The 24,277-nt window shown below is 41.4% G+C and carries 21 protein-coding genes and 1 tRNA gene; 12 read left to right on the top strand and 10 right to left on the bottom strand.

Features of this window, described 5'->3' with window-relative positions:
• Positions 1-19: 19 nt before the first annotated feature.
• Positions 20-2,656 carry a Lon protease family protein gene (locus tag EC846_RS07435; RefSeq protein WP_123774719.1) on the bottom strand — a complete coding sequence of 879 codons (2,637 nt, stop codon included), beginning with the start codon at positions 2,654-2,656 and terminating at the stop codon, positions 20-22.
• 184 nt (positions 2,657-2,840) lie between these two features.
• On the opposite strand from EC846_RS07435, the gene EC846_RS07440 reads away from it, so the two are divergent.
• The 4 genes from EC846_RS07440 (at position 2,841) to rpmE (ending at position 6,948) form a co-directional block, all read left to right on the top strand.
• Positions 2,841-5,012 carry an AmpG family muropeptide MFS transporter gene (locus EC846_RS07440; protein ID WP_123774720.1) on the top strand — a complete coding sequence of 724 codons (2,172 nt, stop codon included), beginning with the start codon at positions 2,841-2,843 and terminating at the stop codon, positions 5,010-5,012.
• Positions 5,013-5,014: 2 nt separating this feature from the next.
• Entirely contained in the window at positions 5,015-5,416 is a 402-nt protein-coding gene (gloA, locus tag EC846_RS07445; protein ID WP_004770462.1) for a lactoylglutathione lyase, read from the top strand.
• A 133-nt stretch (positions 5,417-5,549) separates the two neighbouring features.
• Positions 5,550-6,524, top strand: a complete 975-nt coding sequence (locus EC846_RS07450; RefSeq protein ID WP_171410009.1) for a bile acid:sodium symporter family protein — start codon at positions 5,550-5,552, stop codon at positions 6,522-6,524.
• A gap of 199 nt (positions 6,525-6,723) precedes the next feature.
• On the top strand, positions 6,724-6,948 hold the full coding sequence (rpmE, locus tag EC846_RS07455) for a 50S ribosomal protein L31 (RefSeq protein ID WP_004770458.1): 225 nt from the start codon (positions 6,724-6,726) through the stop codon (positions 6,946-6,948).
• Between the two features lie 99 nt (positions 6,949-7,047).
• On the opposite strand, the gene EC846_RS07460 is transcribed toward rpmE, so the two are convergent.
• The 3 genes from EC846_RS07460 to epmB are packed head-to-tail and all read right to left on the bottom strand — an operon-like array spanning position 7,048 to position 11,904.
• Positions 7,048-9,138, bottom strand: a complete 2,091-nt coding sequence (locus EC846_RS07460) for an EAL domain-containing protein (RefSeq protein ID WP_123774722.1) — start codon at positions 9,136-9,138, stop codon at positions 7,048-7,050.
• On the bottom strand, positions 9,120-10,874 hold the full coding sequence (locus EC846_RS07465; protein ID WP_004770456.1) for a hypothetical protein: 1,755 nt from the start codon (positions 10,872-10,874) through the stop codon (positions 9,120-9,122). Before EC846_RS07465 ends, EC846_RS07460 begins: the two co-directional genes overlap by 19 nt.
• A gap of 13 nt (positions 10,875-10,887) precedes the next feature.
• On the bottom strand, positions 10,888-11,904 hold the full coding sequence (epmB, locus tag EC846_RS07470) for an EF-P beta-lysylation protein EpmB (protein WP_123774723.1): 1,017 nt from the start codon (positions 11,902-11,904) through the stop codon (positions 10,888-10,890).
• Between the two features lie 89 nt (positions 11,905-11,993).
• Here epmB and efp point away from each other — a divergent pair, with 89 nt between their 5' ends.
• The 8 genes from efp (at position 11,994) to EC846_RS07510 (ending at position 20,509) form a co-directional block, all read left to right on the top strand.
• Positions 11,994-12,563 carry an elongation factor P gene (gene efp, locus EC846_RS07475; RefSeq protein WP_004652839.1) on the top strand — a complete coding sequence of 190 codons (570 nt, stop codon included), beginning with the start codon at positions 11,994-11,996 and terminating at the stop codon, positions 12,561-12,563.
• A gap of 194 nt (positions 12,564-12,757) precedes the next feature.
• Entirely contained in the window at positions 12,758-14,860 is a 2,103-nt protein-coding gene (locus tag EC846_RS07480; protein WP_004770454.1) for a carbon starvation CstA family protein, read from the top strand.
• Positions 14,861-14,862: 2 nt separating this feature from the next.
• Positions 14,863-15,165, top strand: coding sequence for a YbdD/YjiX family protein (locus EC846_RS07485; protein ID WP_123774724.1), 303 nt, complete (start codon positions 14,863-14,865; stop codon positions 15,163-15,165).
• A gap of 78 nt (positions 15,166-15,243) precedes the next feature.
• Positions 15,244-16,203, top strand: a complete 960-nt coding sequence (locus tag EC846_RS07490) for an AAA family ATPase (RefSeq protein WP_123774725.1) — start codon at positions 15,244-15,246, stop codon at positions 16,201-16,203.
• A 13-nt stretch (positions 16,204-16,216) separates the two neighbouring features.
• A complete protein-coding gene (locus EC846_RS07495) occupies positions 16,217-17,134 on the top strand; it encodes a DUF58 domain-containing protein (RefSeq protein ID WP_123774726.1) in 918 nt (305 codons plus the stop codon).
• 2 nt (positions 17,135-17,136) lie between these two features.
• Entirely contained in the window at positions 17,137-19,125 is a 1,989-nt protein-coding gene (locus EC846_RS07500) for a transglutaminaseTgpA domain-containing protein (RefSeq protein ID WP_123774727.1), read from the top strand.
• A gap of 35 nt (positions 19,126-19,160) precedes the next feature.
• Positions 19,161-19,237, top strand: a tRNA-Val gene (locus EC846_RS07505).
• Between the two features lie 255 nt (positions 19,238-19,492).
• Positions 19,493-20,509, top strand: coding sequence for a tyrosine-type recombinase/integrase (locus EC846_RS07510; protein ID WP_123774728.1), 1,017 nt, complete (start codon positions 19,493-19,495; stop codon positions 20,507-20,509).
• Between the two features lie 23 nt (positions 20,510-20,532).
• Here EC846_RS07510 and EC846_RS07515 read toward each other — a convergent pair whose 3' ends face one another.
• The 6 genes from EC846_RS07515 to EC846_RS07545 all read right to left on the bottom strand — a co-directional run bounded on the left by EC846_RS07515 (position 20,533) and on the right by EC846_RS07545 (position 24,273).
• A complete protein-coding gene (locus EC846_RS07515; RefSeq protein ID WP_123774729.1) occupies positions 20,533-20,832 on the bottom strand; it encodes a hypothetical protein in 300 nt (99 codons plus the stop codon).
• Between the two features lie 361 nt (positions 20,833-21,193).
• A complete protein-coding gene (locus tag EC846_RS07525; RefSeq protein ID WP_123774730.1) occupies positions 21,194-21,919 on the bottom strand; it encodes an ERF family protein in 726 nt (241 codons plus the stop codon).
• A gap of 11 nt (positions 21,920-21,930) precedes the next feature.
• Positions 21,931-22,476 (bottom strand): hypothetical protein, encoded by a 546-nt coding sequence (locus EC846_RS07530; RefSeq protein ID WP_123774731.1) that lies wholly within the window; start codon positions 22,474-22,476, stop codon positions 21,931-21,933.
• A 3-nt stretch (positions 22,477-22,479) separates the two neighbouring features.
• Positions 22,480-22,677: a hypothetical protein gene (locus EC846_RS07535; RefSeq protein ID WP_123774732.1), complete on the bottom strand. Its 198-nt coding sequence runs from the start codon at positions 22,675-22,677 to the stop codon at positions 22,480-22,482.
• Positions 22,678-22,895: 218 nt separating this feature from the next.
• Positions 22,896-23,351, bottom strand: a complete 456-nt coding sequence (locus tag EC846_RS07540; RefSeq protein ID WP_123774733.1) for a hypothetical protein — start codon at positions 23,349-23,351, stop codon at positions 22,896-22,898.
• Positions 23,326-24,273: a hypothetical protein gene (locus tag EC846_RS07545; RefSeq protein WP_123774734.1), complete on the bottom strand. Its 948-nt coding sequence runs from the start codon at positions 24,271-24,273 to the stop codon at positions 23,326-23,328. The genes EC846_RS07540 and EC846_RS07545 overlap by 26 nt, the downstream gene beginning before the upstream one ends.
• Between the last annotated feature and the right edge of the window lie 4 nt (positions 24,274-24,277).

Consider the following 24,277-nt stretch of genomic DNA (forward strand, 5'->3'; position numbering starts at 1 on the left):
AAGAACATGGCCTTTTTACTTATTTAATTTTCTTTTTACTTATCGATTTTAGCGTTTTCGCTTCAGCGGTGTTTTCTTCACTCGCTTTGGCTTTTGCTTCCACCTCATCTTTCTTGGCTTTTTTACGCTTTTTCTTTTTCTTTGGTTCGTCCTCTTCAACCGCTTCGCCGTCTTCGATTGCTTGCCAGTACTCAAGTTGTTCCATCACTGCAGCATAAATCGAGTTTTTGCTGTAGCGACCTTTTTTATCCAGCGTGCCGACTGGGCGTGCCATCAAAATTTCTAAAGCTTGGTCAATGGTGTCAATTGCGTGAACATGGAACAGTCCCGCTTTAACCGCTTCGCTGACATCTTGACGTAGCATCAGGTGTTGCATATTTTGACGTGGAATAATCACACCTTGTTTGCCAGTTAGACCTTGTAATTTACAGGCATCATAGAAGCCTTCAATTTTAGCATTGACCCCACCAATCGGCTGAACCTGACCTAACTGGTTCATCGAACCTGTGATTGCCCAAGATTGATCAATCGGGATCTGGCAGATTGCGGAGATCAGTGCAGACAATTCTGCAACTGTCGCACTGTCTCCATCGACTTGACCATAGCTTTGTTCAAAGGCTAATGCGGCAGAGAAGTGCAGGATTTGTTCGCGACCAAAATGTGCTTTCAGGAAGCTCGACATTAACAACACACCTTTGGCATGTAGAGAGCCGCCCAGTTCTACGCTACGCTCAATATCCAGAATATCACCGCCACCCTGATAAACAGAGGCAGTGAGACGAGAAGGCAAACCAAACTCGACATCAGCATAATGAATCACGGAGAGGGCATTGATTTGCCCCAGACGATGCCCAGAGGTTTCAATCAATTGTGTCCCACGAGACAGATCCTGCCAGTAGAGTTCACGTAAATAGCCTAAGCGATATTGACGGTGATGCAATGCCTGATTGACATGCTCATCGGTCACAATCTTGTCGCCAGCTTTAAATGCATGGTGATGTGCTTCGCGAATTAAATCACCCAGCGTAGAGGCATGCAAAGAGAGTGAGCTTTGGTCTTCAGCCTGACGACTTGAATCCGTCAGTAACGCTGCAAGTGCAGAGCGATCAAAAGGCAATAGCTTATCGGCTTGTACATAATCCGCAATCAGCTGCATATATGCCTGCTCATTACTGTCATTACGTTGTAATGTATCTGTAAAGTCAGCGCGAATTTTAAAGACACTGCCGAGCTCAGGTTCAACCTCTAAAATTTCATAATAAATTTCAGGCTCTGCCAATAAAACTACTTTAATATCAAGGGGAACTGAAGCAGGTTCTATCGAGATGCTACCTGTTAGGGTTAGCATGTGCTCTAGTGAAGACAGTTTAAGCTGACCAGATTTTAATGCGCGTTTTAAACCCTGCCATGCATAAGGTTGCTCAAGCAATTGCTCAGCTTCCAGCATTAAAAAGCCACCATTGGCCTGATGTAATGAACCTGGACGAATCAAGGTGAAATCAGTGGTAATGGTGCCGTTATGGGTCAGTTGCTCAACATGGCCTAACAGGTTGTAGTGTGTTGGGAAGTCTTCAAAAATGACTGGCGCACCGCTGTTCGGTTTATTCGATACAATGACATTGGCTTGGTAGCGTGATGGAACACGGTTGAATAAAGCTGGGGTAAAGTCATCCTCTTCTTGTTCAAGAATGAGCTCAACATTGTCAATAATGTCTTCTGCATAATGTTTTAAATATAAATCCAGACCTTTGACGTCTTTATTTTTATTTAAAATCGATTCTACCCGAGGCGTAACCACTTGCGTTGCAATATCGCGATTTAGACTTGAAACTTGATCGCGTGCATCATCTTCCAGATCACCGAGATGTAATCCGAGGCGCTCAAGTTTCTTCTCCATATAGCGAATATTTGAGGTGATTTCAGCACGTTCTTTGCTATTGAGCGTATTCAGGTCACTCTGCGTCAACTCATAATATTCATTATCTTTGAGTTGCATCGGAATAAAGACATGTTTGTCATTACGCGAAATCAGTTTTAAATCGAGTTCTTCACCTTCTTTGGTGAGTTCGACCAGTGCCTGCTGTTGGACATCGCCTGTGGCCTGACGAATACGTTCAATGCGGTTGTGATAACTTTCGGCACTAAAACGGCGTTCTAATTGTTTAAGAATAATTTGCCATGTTTGCTGTAAGGCATTCTGGAATTTAACGCCTTGTCCTGCTGGAAAGCGTAAAGCAATCGGTTGACGCGGATTTTTAAAATTATTGAGATATACCCAGTCATCTGGGGTTGGCATGGTTTTGGCGTGTTGTTGCAGTAAACGCTTGATCATGGTGCGCTTACCCAGTCCAGCTGTCCCCACAGCAAAAATATTATAGCCAGAATAAGGCAGGGCAATACCCGCCTCAACCGAAGCGCGTGCGCGATCTTGTCCTAAGAAGTTATTAAGAGGCTTGATTCGTTTGGTTGAACTTGGTATTTCCGCTAAATCTGGAGTATGCGTGAGTTGGTCTGCACGTAGTGCTGTTTTAATCAGTGTTGGTTGTATGTCCGTCTGTTCAAAAGCGCTTGGAAATGAATTGATCTTCGCTGTAATCGTGTTTGTTGGTGTTAAAGATAAAGTTGTTGCAGTCATTTGATCAAGTTTTTGGGTCACTGTTGCTATCCAACAAATAAACGTAAGTTGAGTAATTAAAGGTATACAGTTTTGGACCTAAAGATCAAGCGAACTTGTGTTTTTTATCGACAAAACAAAAGAATGATTGCATAAAGCAACTTGCAAGCAAGAGCAAGAAACGATTGAATAAGCACATTTATAGATTATTGGAAAATAATAACCAATGACAACACAAGCCACTGGGTGGGCTTCGGCATTTAAAGCATTTTTAGATCGTCGTGCCCTGATTATGTTATTTCTTGGTTTCTCTGCGGGGATACCAATTTTATTGATTTTTTCTAGCTTGTCTTTATGGCTAGGTGAGGCGGGCATTGAGAAGAGTGCAGTCACCTTTTTCAGTTGGGCTGCATTAGGATATTCCTTTAAATTTGTCTGGGCACCGCTGATTGATGAGTTGCCAGTTCCATTTCTAACCAAAAGCTTGGGTCGCCGTCGTGCCTGGTTGCTGATTGCACAAAGTTTGATTATCTGTGCGATTTGTATTATGGCATTTTCTGATCCAGCACTTGGACAGAGCTATTTGATCCAGATGGCGGTGGGCGCTGTGTTACTGGGCTTCTCGGCGGCAACGCAAGATATTGTGATTGACGCTTATCGTATTGAGCTCGCTGAAACTGAAATGCAGACGGTATTAGCCTCAACTTACAATGCCGGTTACCGTATCGGGATGATTGTTGCGGGTGCAGGTGCTTTGTTCTTGGCTGCTTATCTCGGAACTGCAAAAGGGAACTATATTTACGAGGCTTGGAAATATACTTATTTAACTATGGCTGCAGTCATGGTCGTCGGTATTATCACCACGCTATGTGTGCGTGAGCCACAGGTCAATCGTATTCATAAGCACTACAAAACCACTGATTACTATCGCCTAGTCTTTGTATTTTTTGTTGCAGTCGCTACATTCGTGGTGAGTTATATCTATTCGGGCAATGTAACAGAGGCAATTTCTAAATCAGCAGACATTAAAGACACAGCCGCATTATTTGGTTTAGAAGCACTACGCTTTTTAACCGCTACAGCAGCAGCGCTATTGATTGGTTTTGGACTGGTCAAAATCGGTGTTGTGAACCAGCAAATGGCGAAAGAAACCTGGGTTGCGCCTATTCTGGACTTCTTTAAGCGTTATGGTGTCAAGCTTGCATTGGTGTTGTTATTGCTCATCGGTTTTTTCCGTATCTCGGACATCATTGCAGGGGTCATTTCCAATGTGTTCTATCAGGATCTGAACTTTAGTAAAGAACAGATTGCGGAAGCCGTGAAGATCTATGGCGTTCTATTTAGCCTGATTGGTGGTTTCCTTGGTGGTTTGCTGGCACAACGTATGAACATTATGAAACTGATGTTTGTGGGGGCGGTGCTGGCAAGTTCAACCAATTTGATTTTCATTGGTTTGGTGAAATCTGGTCAACCACTGGATCAGGTACAAGTTCAGGTGGGTGAGCAACGCTATCAGGTACACACTGATGAGGTGGGCTACTGGAAGTTGCAAGTACCGAATGAGGTCTTGGCGAAAGCGAATTCAGTTCAGGTCAGTACCCAGTATCAGAATCAAGCTGATTCAAACATTCAACTTGCAGTGCCTTATTTAATTACTTCGCAACAGCCACAAATCCAGTTGTTGCCGATTAGTAATGACGATCAGTTAACCCCAAAAGAGTTAAAACAAAGTTTGGTGATTAAAGGGCAGTTGGCAGGAATCAAAGCTGAAGATTTAAATGCTGAACGTCCTGTTGTTTTAAAACTCGATGGTCAGGAATTTGTCGCGAAAGTTGATTCCAATGGTTTATTTACGGGTGCGGTAGACGGCAAACTGTTGCAAGCATCTAGCAGCAAAACCATTACTGCTTTGGCGAATCAGAAAAATAATGCTGGTCATGAATTACTGGCAACACGACAATACCGTATCGATACTGCTTCACATACCGAGGCGCTAGATATTGATATTCAGCCTGTGGCGGTGATTGATCCAGGTCAGGCTGGAACTGTTGAACTCTCAGGTAAGGTGATTAAGAGCTACAGTTCTTTATGGTTGTATTTGGCGATTATTATCGATAATTTAGCCTCTGGTTTGGCAGGTGCAGCATTTATTGCCTTCTTATCTAGCTTAACCAGCGTATCATTTACAGCCGTTCAATATGCGATTTTCAGTTCTCTCATGACGCTCACGCCTAAATTGTTGGGTGGGTATTCGGGAACAATTGTCAGCAATATTGGCTATCCGAATTTCTTTTTAATGACGACTTTAATTGGTATCCCAATTTTAGTTCTTGTGGTTTGGGTCGCGAAACTTTTACGTGATCATGAAAACCAGACAACACAGCAGAAAGGTGAATAACTATGCGCATGTTACATACGATGCTACGAGTAGGTAATTTAGAACAGTCTTTAAAGTTCTACACTGAGGTACTTGGTATGAAATTGCTACGCCAACGTGACTATGAAGAAGGGCGTTTTACGTTAGCATTTGTAGGTTATGGTGATGAAAAAGACAATACCGTACTTGAGCTCACGCATAACTGGGATACTTCTAGCTATGACTTGGGCAATGCTTATGGTCACATTGCGATTGGTGTAGACGATGCTTATAAAGCATGTGAAGAAATCAAGGCACGTGGCGGTAAAGTCGTACGTGAAGCTGGTCCAATGAAAGGTGGTGTGACGGTAATTGCTTTTGTTGAAGATCCAGACGGCTATAAAGTCGAATTGATTCAACAAGATCAGGATGCCTATAACAACTAATCTTGGCTTTAAAGTTCAAGATTTTTGGCCTAAAACGCTAGCTTTATTTAAATAGCCCAGTATGATGAGTAATTTGATCAAATGGTTGAATTATTCGCCATATTGGGCTTTTTCATTATTAGCGTGGATAGGGATAGTTATGTTGAAATTATTGGCATTGGACCGCTTTACAATTTTATTGATTGTGATGGTGATACTGGCAACTTTTTTTCCAGTTTCAGGTCAGGTTGCACATTATTTTAATATTCTTACGACTGTTGCAATTGCCGTACTTTTTTTCTTGCACGGGGCAAAACTTTCACGTGAAGCTGTGGTTGAAGGCATGCTGCACTGGAAAATGCATGCTTTAGTGTTTGCTTTTACTTTCTTGGTTTTTCCAGCGATTGGGTTATTGGCAAAGCCTGTGTTAGAACCGCTATTAGGCCAGCAACTCTATTGGGGCTTCCTGTTCATGTGCTTCTTGCCATCAACAGTGCAGTCGTCAATTGCATTTACCTCTATGGCCAAAGGCAATGTGGCTGGGGCAGTGTGTAGTGCGTCTTTCTCTAATATTGTCGGCATGATGATTACCCCGATTTTGGTCAGTTATTTTATTTTAGGCCAAAGTCAGCATGATTTTGATCCGACCGAATCTATTCTGCAAATTACTTTGTTGCTACTGGTACCATTTGTGTTAGGTCAGTTACTACGTCCTTATATTTTCCCTTATATGGTTAAAATGCCGAGTTTAGTCAAGGCTTTCGATCAGGGATCGATTCTGATGGTGGTCTATGGTGCGTTTAGTAGCGCCGTGATTGCAGGTCTATGGCAACAGGTGAATGGCCTGACATTGTTTTATTTAATCCTGGCATGTTCGGTACTGTTAACCATCGTGATGTTGCTGGCATTATATGTGCCAAAATGGTTAGGCTTTACACGAGCCGATCAGGTTACGATTTTCTTTTGTGGTTCCAAGAAAACCTTGGCGAGTGGTGTCCCGATGGCGCAGATCCTGTTTATTGGACAGCCTTTGGGAATGATTGTGCTGCCGATTATGATTTTTCATCAAATCCAGCTCATGGTCTGTGGCATTATTGCGAATCATTGGTCAAAATCGAATCAAGAATAGTTCGCAAAATTTAATTTATTGGCGTATAATGCTCGCCACTTGTTGACTTTGCTCTGACCGTTAGAGTCTCGGTGAGTCAAAAGAAATGGTCTGTTGTGGTGTTGATCTGCAAGTGTGAGAACACTTTGCTTTCCTCATGTTGAGAGTGATCAATTGCGATAACAGCTTAAGCCTTTCTTACTAAATAGGAGCATCGACCATGCGCGCCGATATTCACCCTAAATACGAAACATTAGTTGCTACTTGTTCATGTGGTAACGTTATCGAAACTAAATCTGCGCTTGGTAAAGAAACAATTTACCTTGACGTATGTTCAGCTTGCCACCCATTCTATACTGGTAAACAAAAGAATGTGGATACAGGCGGCCGTATCGACAAATTCAAACAACGTTTCTCTGGTATGTCACGTTCTATCAAACGTTAATATCAAGAAAGAAAAAACGGGCTATATGCCCGTTTTTTTATGCGTGTGGATTATTGGACTGAGAAACACTTGCAGCAGTTCCTCAATCCTGAGAAGGTGTTATTGATCCTGTACGTCAGTAAGACGATCCAGTTTTTTCTGGAAATAGTTACCTTGCAAAAAGCGTGCTTCAACATTCCATGCATTGGCAAACAGGTTCATATCATTGAGTTCGGTTAAGAATATTTCGACAGGTTTTTGCCCGATAAAGTGCAAAATCTTCTCTTGTAGTGTCGCCATGTCTTTTTCAGCGCTCAGCATTTGGGTGAGTTTGCTATGTAGGCTCAGATACTGAACATCGATTTGTTGCAACATCGAATCGCTGTAGAGGGAATCGCCAAAACCGCGGATTGAAATTTCGGCGCCGTGCTGACGCAATAAAGCGATTTGCGGTTGTGCTTGTGACAGGTTTTGTTGCAGTGATTGTTCAGAGAACTGCAAAATTAAAGGATGAGCTTGTTTACTGCCAATAATGGTTAACAGCTTCGCCACCAGTTCTGGCAGCTTTTTATCATTCAGCAAGACGTGATGATTGAGATTTACAATCAATTTCGCTTTTGGATATTGGGTAATAAAGTTGTGTAACTGCTTGCAGGCTTCAACAAGAATCCAGCGATCGAGTTGAATAGAGAGCTCAGGATCATCTTTCAAGTCGCCAAGATCACTTAAATCCTGCCACTGATTATTATAGATAAACCCGCCAGATACTTCATAAGTATGTGTGTGTTGATCCTGCTTGTCATAGAGCTGCTGATATTTCAGATGGATATCGCCAGCATCAAGTTTCTTTTTCAGCTCTTGTAGCAGAGTTAATTGTACAGCAACAGGAATATGTTCTGTGGTAAGGCCAATATCTGCATCAATTTTCGGGCTATTAAACACAGGTAGAGGAACCAGGAAAGCCTTGGTTAAAACCTGTTCAAAACGAACTTCATCTGCAATTGGTTGGGTAATTTCACAATAGCCTAATTTTAAATGCAGCGGGAAGGTATAATGATCGGTCACCACCAGTTGTGGTTTTTGTAAGCTATTCAAACCAATCAGGAGCGAATTGAGCACGCTCTTTGATTCTGCTTGAAATAATGAGACATACAAACCGTGTTCAACCTGACATACAGGGACGTTTACTTGTTCTTTAATGAAGTGAGGAATATTGGCAAAATATGCACGCGTCCCACGCCAATCGGTTTGGAAAACCTCACTTGGGCAATTGCTTAAGCTGAATAAAACCAGCGCATTGGCATTTGCAGGATGATTGGTCAACTGACGGTTAATGTGTTGTAAGGCACTGGTTAGACTCGATGCTTTCTCTACAGGTGCGGCTGTTGAAGGCGTTGCTGCCGCTTGAGATGAAGTGCCACATTCAATATTGAGCTGGATTTCATCTTCATTGCCTGAAGGTAAGAATTCCAGATGAAGGGGATTTTGCTTCACCGTTGAATTTTGTGTGCGAAGTTCAAAACGGCCTTGTTCAAACTGTCCTTGAGAAATCTTTTTAAAGCGCAGTTTAAACTGGCTTAAGTCTTCTGGCTGCAATACATCCAGAATCGGCAAGCCTACTAATTCTTCTGGATTGGCGAAACCAAATAGATTTGCATATTCAGCATTCACATTCATGTGAATACCTTCCTGCAAAATGGCAACCGCTTTATGACTTTCTGCAACCAGTGATTGCGCTTGCGTTTGTGCAGCTTCCAGCTCATTGAGCAAGCGATGTTCTGCTTGTACTAAGCGACTGTAAGAAAGCGCGCGAATAATACTGATATAGAATTTTTCTGGGGCTTTTAGATTTAAGATATCATAAATGCCTTTATGGATATAAGTCTGATATTGATCGGCTTTATAGTCCTCAGGTTCGAGTAACAGAACTGGCAAACTTGGTTGCGATGAAGCTTGAATCAGGGAGAGGGTCTGTTCGATTTTTAAGTCGTAGGCCCGACCAAAAATAACGATATCCCAAGGTAAATTAAGCTGTTTCTCGAAGGTTTTGAGATCATCGAGCAAGGTTGCTTTAATTTGATGATCTTGAGCCGTAAATAAAGCTGAAATCTGATTATAACGAAGCTGGTTATCATCAATAATCAATAAACGTGTTTCAGTGCGTTTTAATTTTTTAGAGAGTAAAGAATTTCTCACTTTAAAGCTTCCCATAAATCTTGATCAATGGTGTCCATATTCTTTTGTGCCATATATCGCTGAAGAATCGGTTGTTCCTCATCATTCAGCAGTTCAAAATCAAATTGAACAAAACTTTGGGTTATTAATTGTGCGTTTAATAAGTACACTTTTACTTCCTCTTTCCCCAATCTTAAATGAACAGCTTGGTGTTCTCGAAAAATTTGTGAACCTGGTAAAATTAAAGTTGTTTTGGTTTCATCCAAATTCTGGTTTTTTAATAAAAGTGTAGGATGATAATTGCTGATGTGGCGATCTGCCTGAACACGTACCGCACAAGGGAAGATCTCCTGTGCCAGCACTTCTAAGCCGAGTTCCAGGCTTTTCTCGGTCGATTGTTTGAGCCAACGAATCACACCGCCACGCCAATGCCCATGCGATGTTTCTTTAACTAAAATATATTCACCTGTTCTTAAGTTCTTTGGTGCCTCCCCAGACCATTTAATACGATAACCGTTCACACTAATATCGAGGATATCAGCTTGGTAAACGGCTTTACTTTCACGGCTTAAACGTTGAATGGCCGATTCCTGATTGTCCGTTGAGCCTTTCTTATCCCAAGCAGACATAAATTTTGATTCATTTTGTAGACCGTAACTATGATCTAACAACAGTGTTTCTGAAAAATTTTTGGCTTTAGATAGGTAAAAGTGAGCAGTAAGTAAGCCAAAACAGATATGCAATTGAGCCGAATATTCATAACGCTCATGTCGACGTTCTGCTGTCGTGCCCAGAATGGTTTGCACATGGAATTTTAATGCAGGGGTTAAATAGATCTTCTCATTCTTGGAAACATATTCTGCATTTTTATGCAGGGTTGCTGTGACGTGATCCAGTAAGCTATGCGTACTAATAAAAATATTTGGATTAAAGCCAGAGCTTTGTTTTTTATTATAAATGGGTGGGTGGTCTTTGGTGGTGTCGACTACATATTTGGTCAGGTCTGTTTCTTTGGTCAGGATCTGAACCATTTTTGCCCAGTCAAAACTACACTGGAATAACGCTTGAATTTCGGATTGGCGAATTTGATTGGTATTAAAAATATCCATCAAAATCAATTGGGCATAGGCTTGTGAGATGTTGCTTAATGCATTCGGTTTACCTTGTACCTGATCCAGATTGGTATGCTGATATTTATGTGTCACTGCAGCATCATAGAGCTGATGCGCAATCAGCCATTGTCCTGCTACAGGTTCGCTATACAACATATGTTGTTGATAGAGCAGTTGCGTCAGTTGTTGTAAGGACTGAAAGGTTGCGAGGGTACGTGCCGTTTGTAGATTTTTCTTTTGATTTAGCGCAAAGATAGAGAATTTTTGTTGATCGAGCTGATCGTTACTACGGCGGACGATATTGATATAAATCGCTGCAAAATAACAGCGCAGTAACATGGCTAGTTCAATAATGTGCTCATTACGATCTGAACTGATCACGCCCTGATTGAAAAAGTTCTTTTCTAGACTTCCCAAAACATTTTCAATGGTTGGGTGCAGCACCTGAACCAAATCAAAACGTAAGGTTTCAGGGCATTCAAGTTCGCTTAGTTCAAGTAAGGCTGCAAATAATGCTTTAGAGGTATCACCCAACTGCATGATGGATAAATTGGAAATCCATTCATTTAGACTTTTCGAATTGGTATCGCAAAAGCTGAGTTTGTCTCGTCTCAAGACAGTTGGAATTTGAAAAATATCCGAAAAAGCATTATTCATCATTGTGTTATCAATCTCAGAACGTTTGAACCCCAAAAAGCGGTGTTTTATTTTTTTCGCCCGCAATTTCCCTGACAAGTTTTGGCACCAGATAGCCCGGCAAACTTGCTAATACATCAGTGTATATATGATCTATCTCTGAAGATCTTAAATCAAAATGCTGAGCACCTTTGACTTTATCCAAAACATGAAGGTAATAGGGCATTACTCGTGCTTCAAATAAACGGAAACTCAATGCATTTAAAGTTTCTGCAGAATCATTCACACCTTTCAGTAAAACCGCCTGATTTAGCACGGTAATATGGTGGAGTGATAACTGTAATAACTTTGAGCAAGTGAAATCATCGAGTTCAGCTGCGTGATTTGAGTGTACCACTACTACAATGCGTAGCCTACTGTTTTTTAATATAGAAATCAGCTCTTCATCAATACGGTTCGGGATCACAATCGGAACGCGTGAATGAATTCTCAATATCTTGATCTGAGGGAGAGATGCTAGACGTTCTAGCCATAAAGCAAGTTTTCGATTGTTTAAAGTCAGTGGGTCGCCACCACTTAAAATCACTTCATTGATCTGTGGATTTTGTTCAATATAAGTTTTGATCTTGATCCAGTCGTCATTTTTTGGAAGATTTTCCTGATATGGAAAATGTCGACGGAAACAATATCGACAGTGAATTGCACAGGCACCGGTCAAGGTCAGTAAAAAACGCGACTGGTATTTATGCAGAACCCCCGCCATTTGATTGGCCGCTTCCTCACCGAGCGGATCGGTCACGAACTCGGGATGTTGTTCCAGTTCCAAGTGATGAGGCAAGACTTGCAGGAGCAGGGGGTCAAGCGGATCGCCAATGCTCATTTTTCCGACGAATGCGCGCGGGACGCGCAATTTAAACTGTTCAGAGGCGAGGATTGCCCCTGATAATAGCTGATCGGTAGATAACTCAAGCAGATTTAACAGCTCTAAAGGATCAGTAATTAAGTCACTGAGTTGCGATTGCCAGTTTTGCTCTTGATGTAAATAGTTTATCATGCCATACGTTAAAAATAGTGTTAGTGTTACACCAGTGCGTGTAGTCTAGCATTAATAGATTTGAGTTTTAAGTTTGGAGTGCGCCTTTCATGGCCTATTATTCTACAAATGATTTTAAAGCAGGCCTTAAGGTTATGCTTGATGGCAACCCATGTTCAATCATGGAAAATGAATATGTAAAACCAGGTAAGGGTCAAGCATTTAACCGTGTGAAATTACGTAACCTTCGCTCTGGTAAAGTATTAGAAAAAACATTCAAATCAGGTGACTCTTTAGAAGCAGCTGATATTGTAGAAGTGGAAATGGACTACCTCTACAACGATGGTGAAATGTGGAACTTCATGGATCCTGTATCTTTTGAGCAAATCGCTGCTGATAAAACAGCAATGGGTGATGCTGCGAAATGGTTAAAAGACGATTCAAATGAAAAATGTACCATTATGTTGTTCAATGGCGTACCTTTAACAGTAAGCCCACCGAACTTCGTTGTCCTCAAAATCGTTGAAACTGATCCGGGTGTACGTGGTGATACTTCTGGCGGTGGCGGTAAGCCTGCGAAACTTGAAACAGGTGCTGTGGTACGTGTTCCATTATTCGTACAGCAAGAAGAAAGCGTTCGTGTAGATACCCGTACTGGTGACTACCTAGAGCGTGCATAATTGTGAAGGCGTAGCTGAGCTACGCAAGATATACAATTATCGAAGGGGATGATGAACAATCATCCCTTTTTTTATGCCAAAGTATTAGATAAATAATTGAAGCTAGAAGGTAAACTTACAAAGATATTTCTTCTACAGAAAATATAGAAAGGGAAAGCTAAATAACCACGCGTTATGTATTTGAGAGGTTTTGAATGGAGACAACACAAGCGAAGTCAACACTTTCCTCAAAACTCCTATGGAGTTTGGTTGCCATTGTTGGGGCAATTTCATTTGGGATATTGGCGGTTAGTCGTGGTGAGCATGTCAATGCAGTCTGGTTGGTTCTTGCTGCGGTCTGTGTATATAGCATTGCATATCGGTTCTACAGTTTATTTATTGCAAACAAAGTTTTTGAATTAAATCCTAAACGGTTAACACCAGCGCATCGCCTTGCCGATGGTCTGGATTATGTACCGACCAATAAATTCGTTTTATTTGGTCATCACTTTGCTGCGATTGCTGGAGCAGGGCCTTTAGTCGGGCCAATTCTTGCAGCACAAATGGGTTATTTACCTGGTACCATCTGGCTCTTGGTCGGTGTAGTGATTGCCGGTGCGGTACAAGATTTTCTGGTTTTATTTATCTCCACAAGACGCGATGGCCGTTCTTTAGGTGAGATGGCAAAACAGGAGCTTGGTACTTTTGCTGGTGTGATTGTGATGCTGGGTACGCTTGGTGTAATGATCATTATCCTTGCAGTATTGGCACTGGTGGTGGTTAAAGCCTTGGCACATAGCCCGTGGGGTGTGTTCAGTATTGCAGCGACGATTCCAATTGCTTTATTTATGGGTATCTACATGCGTTATCTCCGCCCGGGGAAAATTGCTGAGGTATCAATTATTGGCTTTGTGCTGATGATGGCGGCAATTGTCTACGGTGGTGATGTGGCAAAAGATCCATATTGGGGACAATTATTTACCCTCAGTGGAACGCAATTGACATGGGCACTGATTATTTACGGCTTTATCGCTTCGGTATTACCAGTTTGGTTGTTATTAGCGCCACGTGATTATTTATCAACTTTCTTGAAAATTGGTGTGATTGCAGGTTTGGCGATTGGGATTATCTTTGCGATGCCTGATCTGAAAATGCCAGCAGTCACGCATTTTGTGGATGGTACAGGCCCTGTATTTGCAGGTAGTTTATTTCCATTTCTATTTATTACCATTGCTTGTGGTGCGATTTCAGGCTTCCATGCACTGGTGGCATCAGGTACAACCCCTAAACTGGTCGATAATGAAGTCAATATTCGTATGATCGGCTATGGCGGTATGTTGATGGAATCATTTGTCGGTATCATGGCAATGATCTGTGCAACGGTACTTGATCCTGGTATTTATTTTGCAATTAATGCGCCAGCAGCAGTTTTAGGAACCTCGGTAGAGACCGCTGCGGAAGCAGTGCGTAATCTTGGCTTTGTGGTTAGTCCAGAAATGTTGACCTTACTGGCTCAGGAAGTGGGTGAGAGTTCAATTCTGTCTCGTACAGGTGGCGCACCTACATTTGCAATTGGTATGGCGCATATCATTTCCGAGATTTTCAATAACCGCTCCATGATGGCATTCTGGTATCACTTTGCGATTCTGTTTGAAGCCTTATTCATTTTGACTGCTGTTGATGCAGGAACACGTGCATGTCGTTTCATGGTGCAGGATACAGTGGGTATCGTGGTTCCAGCGATCAAGCAATCAAGTTCATTCTTTGGAAATATGGTCGGGACCTTTGTCGCGGTCGCAGGTTGGGGTTTCTTCGTTTATCAAGGTGTGGTTGATCCACTCGGCGGGATTAACTCGTTGTGGCCGCTCTTTGGTATCGGTAACCAGATTCTTGCATCGATGGCATTGATTTTGGGAACCGTCATTTTATTCAAAATGAAGAAAGAGAAATATGTTTGGGTGACGATTGTCCCAACGATTTTCTTGTTTATTACCTCGATGACAGCGGGCTGGCAAAAGATTTTCCACGAAAATCCGAAAATTGGTTTCCTTGCACAAGCGAATCGTTTCTCTGATGCAATTGCACGTGGTGAGGTATTGGCACCAGCCAAAACTGTTGCTGAAATGCAGACCATTGTAATGTCGAATCAAATCAATGCGGCACTTTGTGGCTTCTTTATGATTGTTGCGATTGTTATGGTGATTGCATCAATTGGCATTATACGCCGTGCTTTGGCAAGCCCAACACCAACCGCGAATGAAGCGCCAGCGGTTTATTCAGAAACCCCGATGACTGCGAATAGCATCAAAGGAGAGTAGCGATGGATTTTAAAATTGCTCGGCAAGGTAGCGCAGTGATCGTGAAGATTATTAAATTCACCATCATGTCGCAAAAGCACTTACTTTTGTCACCGAAGAATTGGTCGCGTATTGCTGTTTTATGGCAACGTTTGCAGCAGAGTTTCCGTCTGATGGTCGGTGTGCCTGATTATGAAACCTATGTGCAGCATATGAAAGTGCATCATCCAGATTTAACGCCAATGGATGCAAAGACTTTTTATCGTCATTGTATCGATGCGCGTTATCCTTCTGCGGGTGGCAATATGAAGAAGTGTCCTTGCTAGAAATTATTTGATTTCTTTGAAAAAAAACCAAAACAGTGTATGTTGAACATACACTGTTTTATTTTGGGGGATAGAATAATGTGGGGCATGGAAAAGTCATCGGCTCAAGAGAAAACAAAACAGAATCAGGCATTAGAACAAGATATTCAAAGCTTTGCCCAGAAGATTGAGCAATTCTTATTTGAAGTAAACCAGCTGATTTTAGATAAACCACAGCAAACCAAATTGGCGCTGACTTGCTTGTTGGCGGGTGGTCATGTGTTGTTTGAAGATTTACCCGGCTTAGGTAAAACCACTTTAGCTAGTGCTTTGGCGCGTCTGGCAGGGCTGCATTTCCAGCGGATTCAATTCACTAACGATATGTTGGCGAGTGATGTGATTGGGATCAATATTTTTAATCAGAAAGAACATCTATTTGAATTTAAGCAAGGGCCGATTTTTACCCAGATTTTGTTGGCAGATGAAATTAACCGCTGTAGTCCCAAAACTCAAAGCGCCTTATTAGAAGCAATGGAGGAAGGGGCTGTTACCGTAGATGGTGTGCATTATGAATTGCCACAACCATTCTGGGTTTTAGCCACGCAAAACCCATTGTTTCAAAGTGGTACTTATGCATTACCAGAATCGCAACTCGACCGTTTCTTGATGCGTTTGTCGTTGGGATATCCTTCTCGACAAGCGGAAAAATTGTTATTGCAACAGCGTTCACGTCAGGTTTTGATCCATCAACTGGATGCTGTATTTAATCAAGCTGATATTTTACATTTACGTGAGCTGGCAAAACAGGTTTTTCTGAGCGAGGCTGTACTCAATTATATTTTGGACTTGGCTGCTGAAACAAGGAAGCTACGTCATGGGCTGTCAACGCGTGGGGTATTGGCATTGAAGGCTGCGGCACAAGCTTATGCATTGGTTGAGGGGCGTGGTTTTGTAATGACAGATGATATACAAACTGTATTTGTCGCTGTGGTGGCACATCGTTTAAGTCTGAGTGACGTTGAAGTTGGGCAGATTTTACAATCGGTCGATGTCTTATAGTTGAGATCGGCATATGCACAAAGGAGTCAAGCAGCAGCTACAACAATGGATTGCGAAGCGCTTTCAGGTCGAAGGCAGTAAGGTCTTATTGCAGAAAGATGTGCTGGTATTTATTTATAAGCAAGGTTTCTTATATCTGGTTCTGATTGTCATTACATTTATTGCAGGGATTAACTATGCAAATAACCTGATTCTCGGGTTTTGCTTTTTAATCAGCGCTATTCTCTGTATCAGCTTTTATCTGACTTTTAAACAACTGCATGGCTTGGAGTTTGAACTGGTCACGCCAGAGGTTGGGCAAGTGAGTCAGCCGCTAATCCTAAAAATTTTATTTAAACAATCTGTACAGACGGTTCGATATTTGCGTTTAGATTGGCAAGGACAAGAACATTTTCTATATCTGGACCAAACTCAGCAAAGCCTAGAACTTGCGGTTCTACCTGAACAGCGTGGCAGATATGAACTAGATGCATTGAAAATTTATGCGACCTATCCTTTGGGATTAGTCCGTGCATGGACCTATTTATATCCAAAACAAAAAGTCTGGATTGCACCGAAAGCCTATGATTGGCAAAAAGAACATAAAAGTCAGCCGACTTCGGCGCAGGATAGTCTGGATGAATTTAAGGAACTTAGAACTTTCCAGCATGGAGACTCTTATCAGAACGTGGCATGGAAGCAAGTTGCGCGTGGGCAGGGTTTCTTTATCAAGATGTTTGAAGCGCAGGCCAATCATCAACATGTAGAAATTGACTATCAGCAAATACCTGCATTAGGTCATGAGGAAAAATTAAGTTTTATGATGGGGCTGATTGAACAGTGTGAACAATTTGGCGATGACTATGCTGTGATTTTGCCGCATGCCAGACTGGAAAGTGGGCAAGGCCAAACCCAATTGATGAAAGCCAGACTTTTACTTGCGCAGGCTTAAACATGACCAAAGCCATCTATTTTTGTATTTTAGCTGCTTTAGGATTGATCCTGATGGGTCAAGTCAGTTTTATTCCTGCTTCATTAAGTGGATTGTGGGGCATCGTTTGGTTGACTTTGGTATGGCGCTATCACAAGCAAAAAATCACACCATTACCTAAACTGCTTTTAGTGGCATTTACCTTATTGTCGATTGCATTGATTTATATTCAGTATCAAAGCTTGCTAGGTGTAGAGGCTGGGGTTGCATTTTTAACAACTTGTTTATTTGCCAAAAGTCTTGAATCTAAAAACACTCGTGATCTGCTGATTGTCTTTAACTTTGCCTTATTTGTCAGTGCAAGTTTACTGTTATATAGTCAAGCATTCTGGATGGCCGTGATTGTCTTTGTGGCATTTGTGATGTGCCTGATGGGCTTGTATCGGATTCAAACTGATTTATTTAAACAGAAGAATCAGACCAGAAATCAGTTAAAACAAGATCTGAGACAAATCCTAAAATTTGTCGGGATTGCCACGCCATTTTTTATTCTGCTGTTTATTTTCTTCCCACGTTTACCGCCGCTTTGGGCGATTCCCATTCAACAGAACCACGCGACCACAGGCATCAGTGATCGAATGTCACCGGGGGATATTGCTCAATTATCTCAATCGTCTGCCTTGGCTTTTCGTATTATCGCACCGATGTATGATTTGCCTAGTCGATCAGAATTGTACTGGCGAGCGTTGGTTTTAGACGAATATGATGGAACCACATGGAGTAGTAGTTTTTATAATCAGCACTTAAAGCGCATCCCTGTCTCATCGCGTCGTGTGAGCTATCAATATTTACCTGCTGATGAGCAAGCCAACTGGATCATGGGACTGGAATATTCGATTCCGCAAGAGCGTTATTTACAGCTGTATCAAGACGATAGTATTCGTCCTTCTAAATTGATTAAACGCAATCAACCCATACAGATGCTTTGGCTAGGGCGAACAGCAGCAGAGCCCGTTTTCCTGTCACCGCGTCAACTTGAACTGAATACTCGATTTGATGAGGGTAAAGACAAAAAAGCACAGCAACTGGCGCAGCAATTATTTGAGCAGAACCAGAGACAGCCTGAAAAGTACCTACAATCGGTGCTGTCGTGGTACAGGAAAAATGGCTTTACCTATACCTTGACGCCGGGCACTTTGAGTGGAGATCGGATTGATCAATTCCTGTTTTCTAGTCGCAAAGGGTTTTGTGAACATTATGCATCTAGTTTTGTCATGCTAATGCGTTATGTCGGGATTCCTGCACGAGTGGTGACTGGCTATCAAGGGGGACAATTGGCGCCAGACGGACAAAGTTGGGAAGTACGCCAGCTGGATGCACATGCATGGAGCGAGGTTTATCTGAATGGAAAATGGCAAAGGATCGATCCAACTGCAATGATTGCACCGCAACGAATTGATACGGGGATGCAAGATTATTTGGCGCAAGATCAGGCTGTATGGGGAGATGGGCAAACTCAGGCTTGGCGTGTGCAGCAATTTAAATTTTTGAAAAATGTACGCATCTGGAGTGATTATTTAAGTTACCAATGGCAAAGCAAAGTGGTTGGCTATGATGCAGAAAAACAGAAAAACTGGCTATCTAGATTGGGTTTGGATTCAAGTTATGGCTATGTGATTGTTTTAGTTATTGGTATTGGAAGTATTTTAATCATCTATGCAGGATGGTACTGGTGGAGGCAAAGAGGGCAACAAGATCAGTATCAACGCATGATTATTCAATTTGAAAAACAATTACCCAAGCATTTGCATAAATATCCATCTGAAACCTTTCAAAGCTGGATGCAGCGACTCTCTATGTTGGTTGAGGAGAAAGACTCATTTAAACAAGTGACTGTGTTATATCAAAAAATCGTATTTTTAGAGCAAAAGGATAAGGTAAATACCCAAGAGTTTAAGCAGTTGCTTAAAGACTGTGCGATTGTAATAAAACAGTCGCAAAAAAACTTGTGAAGCGTCAAAAAAATGAATATGATGCTTCTCATTCTAGGTGTATAGCTCAGTTGGTTAGAGCGCTACGTTGACATCGTAGAGGTCTCCAGTTCGAGTCTGGATATACCTACCAAGATTAAAGTTGAGTAAAATCAGCGTTTTAAGGCCGAATTTTTAATGAATTCGGCCTTGTTTTTATTGTCCTTCGGGTCAAATTTGAACCTTCAAAAAGTTCAAAAAAGGCATAAAAACTACTTTATATTCCGCTTTTGGGCGCCATTTTTAGCATCTAATGCTGAAGTATGGCTCTCGGATCGGGCGCCAACGGGCGAACTTTTTCGTTCCTCTTTGTTGCGCTTGATTTAAGCACAAATATTAAGAGGTTAATATGCAAAAGCCAGTCAAGCGCGGTAATTCTTATCGCATCCAGGTAAAATACAAACATCTCCGTGACGCAGCTACAAGAGACACCGCTAAAGAGTGTACAGATTGGGCTGCACGTCGACTGATGGAGCTTCAGCTGCAATACCAAGAAGAATTAAAAAAACTTGAACAACCAGATATCCCTTTTTCCGAACTATTTACCCAGTACTACGAAAATGTAGGGAAGTATAAAAAAAGCAGCTCCTATATAAAGAACTATCTTAAACGTTTCAACTATTATTGTGGCCATCTAGCAAATACTTCAATTTACGATATTACTCCACAAGATATGGTTGCCCTCAGAGATCGTCGTTTAAAGGTGGTTAAATCAAGTACGGTTAGCCGAGAACTAAGTCTATGTTCTGCTGTATTCACATATGCTGTTAGTGAATTATTCTTATTAAAAAATAACCCCGTTCAAGTCATCAAGAAGCCATCTCTACCACCGCCACGAAATCAACGAATCACTGATGAACATGTAAAAATCATTCTGGCTGGTTTAGATAACTACAATGAAGAAAAAGAGCCGGTTACACCAGCTCAAGAGGTCGCATGGGCATTTTTGTTTGCCATGGAATCCTCTATGCGTAGAGGTGAGATATTAGGTATTCATGACATCCATGATTATGGTGACTATGTGCATTTACCAGATACCAAAAATGGAAGTGCACGGGATGTGCCCTTAACAACACGTGGACGTAAATTGCTGGATCTATTAAAAGGTCGGAAAGGGAAGCTGTTAAAACATAACTGCAATTCATTTAGACTTATCTGGCAGCGGAATTTAACTAAGGTTGGCTTAAATGGAGTCATTACGTTCCATGATACGCGCCATGAAGCTATTACACGTTTGGTAAATATTCAGAAAATCCCTGTAGAGATCCTCGCTAAAATTACAGGTCATAAAACCATTAATGTTTTAGTGAATACTTATTACAATCCTAGCGCATCAGAGATTGCAAAAATGCTAAATGCAGCATAAAAGAAAAGCCCCTTGATAGGGGCTTAGTTTTTTCTCTTTGCACCGCGTTTTATTTTATGGCGGTTATCTAACACTGGGATAATCTCTAAAGGATCATAGGAATACTTACCACCTGAACCTTTATTGAATGGTTTTAAGAATTCAATTACTGTGGTGCGAGCCATTTCATAACGTTCCATTACCCACTTGGTATCAACCCGGTGAGGGAGCGCCTCAGATTTCAATTCTAAAACTTTGCCCACTTGTGGTATCACATCCTGCAAACACACTCTTGGTGGTTTTTCTGATTCAACAACAATTATATATTTTTGCATAATGCTCATGCTTCTACCTGTTATGCAATGTACTCCAGAAGCGATCACATGGGTCAACAATACGATCGCTTCTGGAGAACATTGCTAAGAATGTTCTATTGTTTAGAAGTGTGTTTTTTAAATTTTAGGTTTAATAGGATTTATGAAATTCTTCATACTTCCACCTGCAAAAACTTTTAATTATTTAACTTTTCAAAAGACTGCGTGCGAGCAGCCTTCTGATTGGTTAACAAGGAGACCGAAACATCCTTGATCATTTCATTACCTTGCAGGACCTGTTGTTTTGCCTGGAGAGCTGTCGTAGCCTCTACACGTCCTCGTAAGCTGCCTTTGCTGTGAAGCTTGGCCACATACTTAAAGATGTAGGTTTTTACGCACTCCAACCCTCCATGTCCTTTTTTGCCTTGCAGGCCTGCACGATCTGGGCTTCGTAGCGGGTGCCCTTAAACTGTTTATAGATCGGCCCCAGATCTACTTCTTTATCCGCATGATGGATCGCGTTTAAAGCCTGCTGGAAGTCTTGAGTCAATTGCTGAGTAGCATTGGCCGGAGCCATCTGGTTTTGCTGCTGTGGCTGACGTTGCTGTTGCGTTGGTGGCGGGTTCTGATTGCGCTGCTGGTTTTGAGCAGGGGCATTCTGTTGGTTGTTACGGGCAGGTGCATTGGTCTGTTGATGGAAAGCATCGGTATCGGCATCCTGAGTATCATCAATCAGGAAAAGACCATTCAATGCATATTTACGCGCATAGGAACTGGATGAGCCAAAAGTCTGCGCCACATCCATTCCCTTTTTATTGATCTCTACACCAGCATGTGCGGTGGTCATGGTTTGTTTGCCTTGTGCATCGGTAAAGACTGCTTTGGCCGTGATCACCACAACCGGACCGATCTCTTGTACTTCATCCGTCACCACAAGGGTAGCGCCGTATTTTTGCAAGAGTGGCTTTACACCTTCCAAAATATCTTCAAGGCTACGGTAATGGAATTTACCGAAGCTGTTGTATTTGCTCTTCGGTGCTTTTAACTCAAGCTGGATCAGTTGTAAGGCATCAAGTGTAGTTGCCGATGCCATTTGTTGATTGACTGCTGCATTCATCTTAAATCTCCTTAGGCACCGTTGTGCTGCGCGTTACGGTAATCAATACGTTGTTCTTTGCTATAGCGTGGAGTTTGGCTTTTGGCACTGCGTTGAATCGCGCGTTGGTAATTTACGAGCTTCTTGATATTACCTTTTAGCCAGTACACAGATAATTCTTCTTCATTGATCGGGCGAGGCTCGCTATCTGGCGTTTCCTTGATGAGGATAGAGTGCCAGTCAAAAGCAGCAGCCTGAATGCCACCGAAGAATTCTGTATCAAAACCAGGAGTGTAATTTAACGATACTTTGACCAGATAAATTTTTGGGCCAAGGCGTACGTTGTAGTAGCCATTCACGTCTTTACAGATAAATTCTGCGAATGGTGTGGTATAGCGTTTCTTTTGCATGACAGGCTCCATATTACTGGTCTTACCCTGTGTATATGATGCTGAATGCCCAGTATTTACAGGGCTTTCAAGTCGATGTGCGTCATAGCCTGTCGGTTGTATTTTGTTCGATAACGAGCCGTTAAATGGTTTGGTTTTTGAGCTGGAAGCTGCATGTAAATGTGTCATGACTTATCCTCCAAAAGTGCCATAAACGACAGCAGTAAGGACTAGCCAGAGTAGGAAAACGACTAAAATAATAGGGAGGAGCTTAATCGCATCTTTAAGATTGGTTTTGATGACTTCAAGCGTACTGACCTGATAATCAGCAGCAGAAGGGTGTTGATGCAAACGTTGGGACGTTTGACTATGTATAGGCTTTTGTTTCATACTTATCTCGCAGGTTTCTGTAAAGCCCCGTCGCCGTCCAAAGTTTCGGGGCTTTTTGTTGTGCATGAGACAAATATACCCATAAGGTAAAATATTGTAAATACCTGATGGGTAAAATAATCGAAAATATATATATACTTGCTGGGTAATTTTCTGTTTTTAAGTAAAAGAAAACCCACCGGTAGGGTGGGTGAATTAGAACTATAGGCTGAGATAATTTAATCGGATTCTCTTACTCGATCTGAAATATCGAAACCTAACTTTTGTATTTGCATAAAATTAGCGATGAAATACAAGATTCCTAGAATATTCAAAAACAATGTAGCATACGCAATGTCAAGTTTTATATGTACTTTCCAGAAATCTTTAACAAAATTGGCATCAGGATGGATCTGATATAGTAAATATATAAAAGATAGAATGAAAAAATACATCAAATAAGAGTCCCGAACTGCCAGAACATTCTCTTTAATTGCGATGTAATAAATTTCATTCTTTACTTTTTCTGGATTAAGGGTGCATAAAACCCCCATGCCAATAGAGAACATTATTCCTGATACTGTGTAAATTGTATTTAAAAATGAGGTATTAGGAACTTTTGAGGTAGCAGAGGCTACGGCAACTGAGATCACTAAAAAAAGTGAAACATTAACCAGTAGCTTTTTTACGTTCATTTTCCAACTCTCTAATAAATCTACTCATCTCTTGGGATAGTTGAGCCTCGTTAAACAAGTTTGTGTCTGTGGTTTCTATTGTAACTTCTTTTACTCTTAATAACTTTTTCCCTTTAATAATTCTTTTGTTATTTCTAGTCATAAATTCAAAATTATCTAAATCGGATACAGGCTTCAATAGAGCTCCAAAAGCTTTCTTGATTTGCTCATCATCATCTTTTTTTGGTTTTTTAAATTCGATCACTAATTTTGCCGATATCATCTGTTCTAACTGGTGGTCAGAGAGATTTTTAGTATCACTTAATGCCTCTTTTACCAACTCTAAAGCTGCCTTCCCAATATTATATGATTTTCCAAATGTTGGTTTCCCTCCAGAAGTAGAAATAGACCCTCCTGTAACTGGATCTCTTACAACAATGTCTTTAATATTTGCTAACTCTGGCATTGCATCTTCAGCGATCAATGGATTAACTTCATATAGATCATTAAGCAACCAATTTAAGTAGGTTTGCAAGCGAGTAATTGTTAAGTTGCCCGGCATATTTGTTATTAGAAAATTATTATTCACGGCAAAGTAGTAGTGATTCTTATAAATCGCTTCCGCATTAACTACGCTGTTGTTTAACTCTGCAATAGTAAAGTTAGGCTTTGAGAACAATGTGCCATCTATATGTTGTACATTATTACCCAAGGCAACCCTAAGCATAGTGCAGAAAAGTGGATCCCCAGCAGAGCTATTTCTTGCAAAGTCAGATATTAAGTCCTCTTCCTTTTGAGGGTCTTCTGCATTCAAGAGCATTCGTCTATCATGAACTGCAACTGATGTTTGCAGCTTAGCTCTTAATTTATCACCTAAATCTGAATTTTTTTTATTAATATCTGAATTGATTAATTCAAACGCACGTAATTTGGCTATAGCCATCTTT

Source organism: Acinetobacter sp. BIGb0102, from assembly GCF_003815055.1.
Classification (GTDB): domain Bacteria; phylum Pseudomonadota; class Gammaproteobacteria; order Pseudomonadales; family Moraxellaceae; genus Acinetobacter; species Acinetobacter vivianii.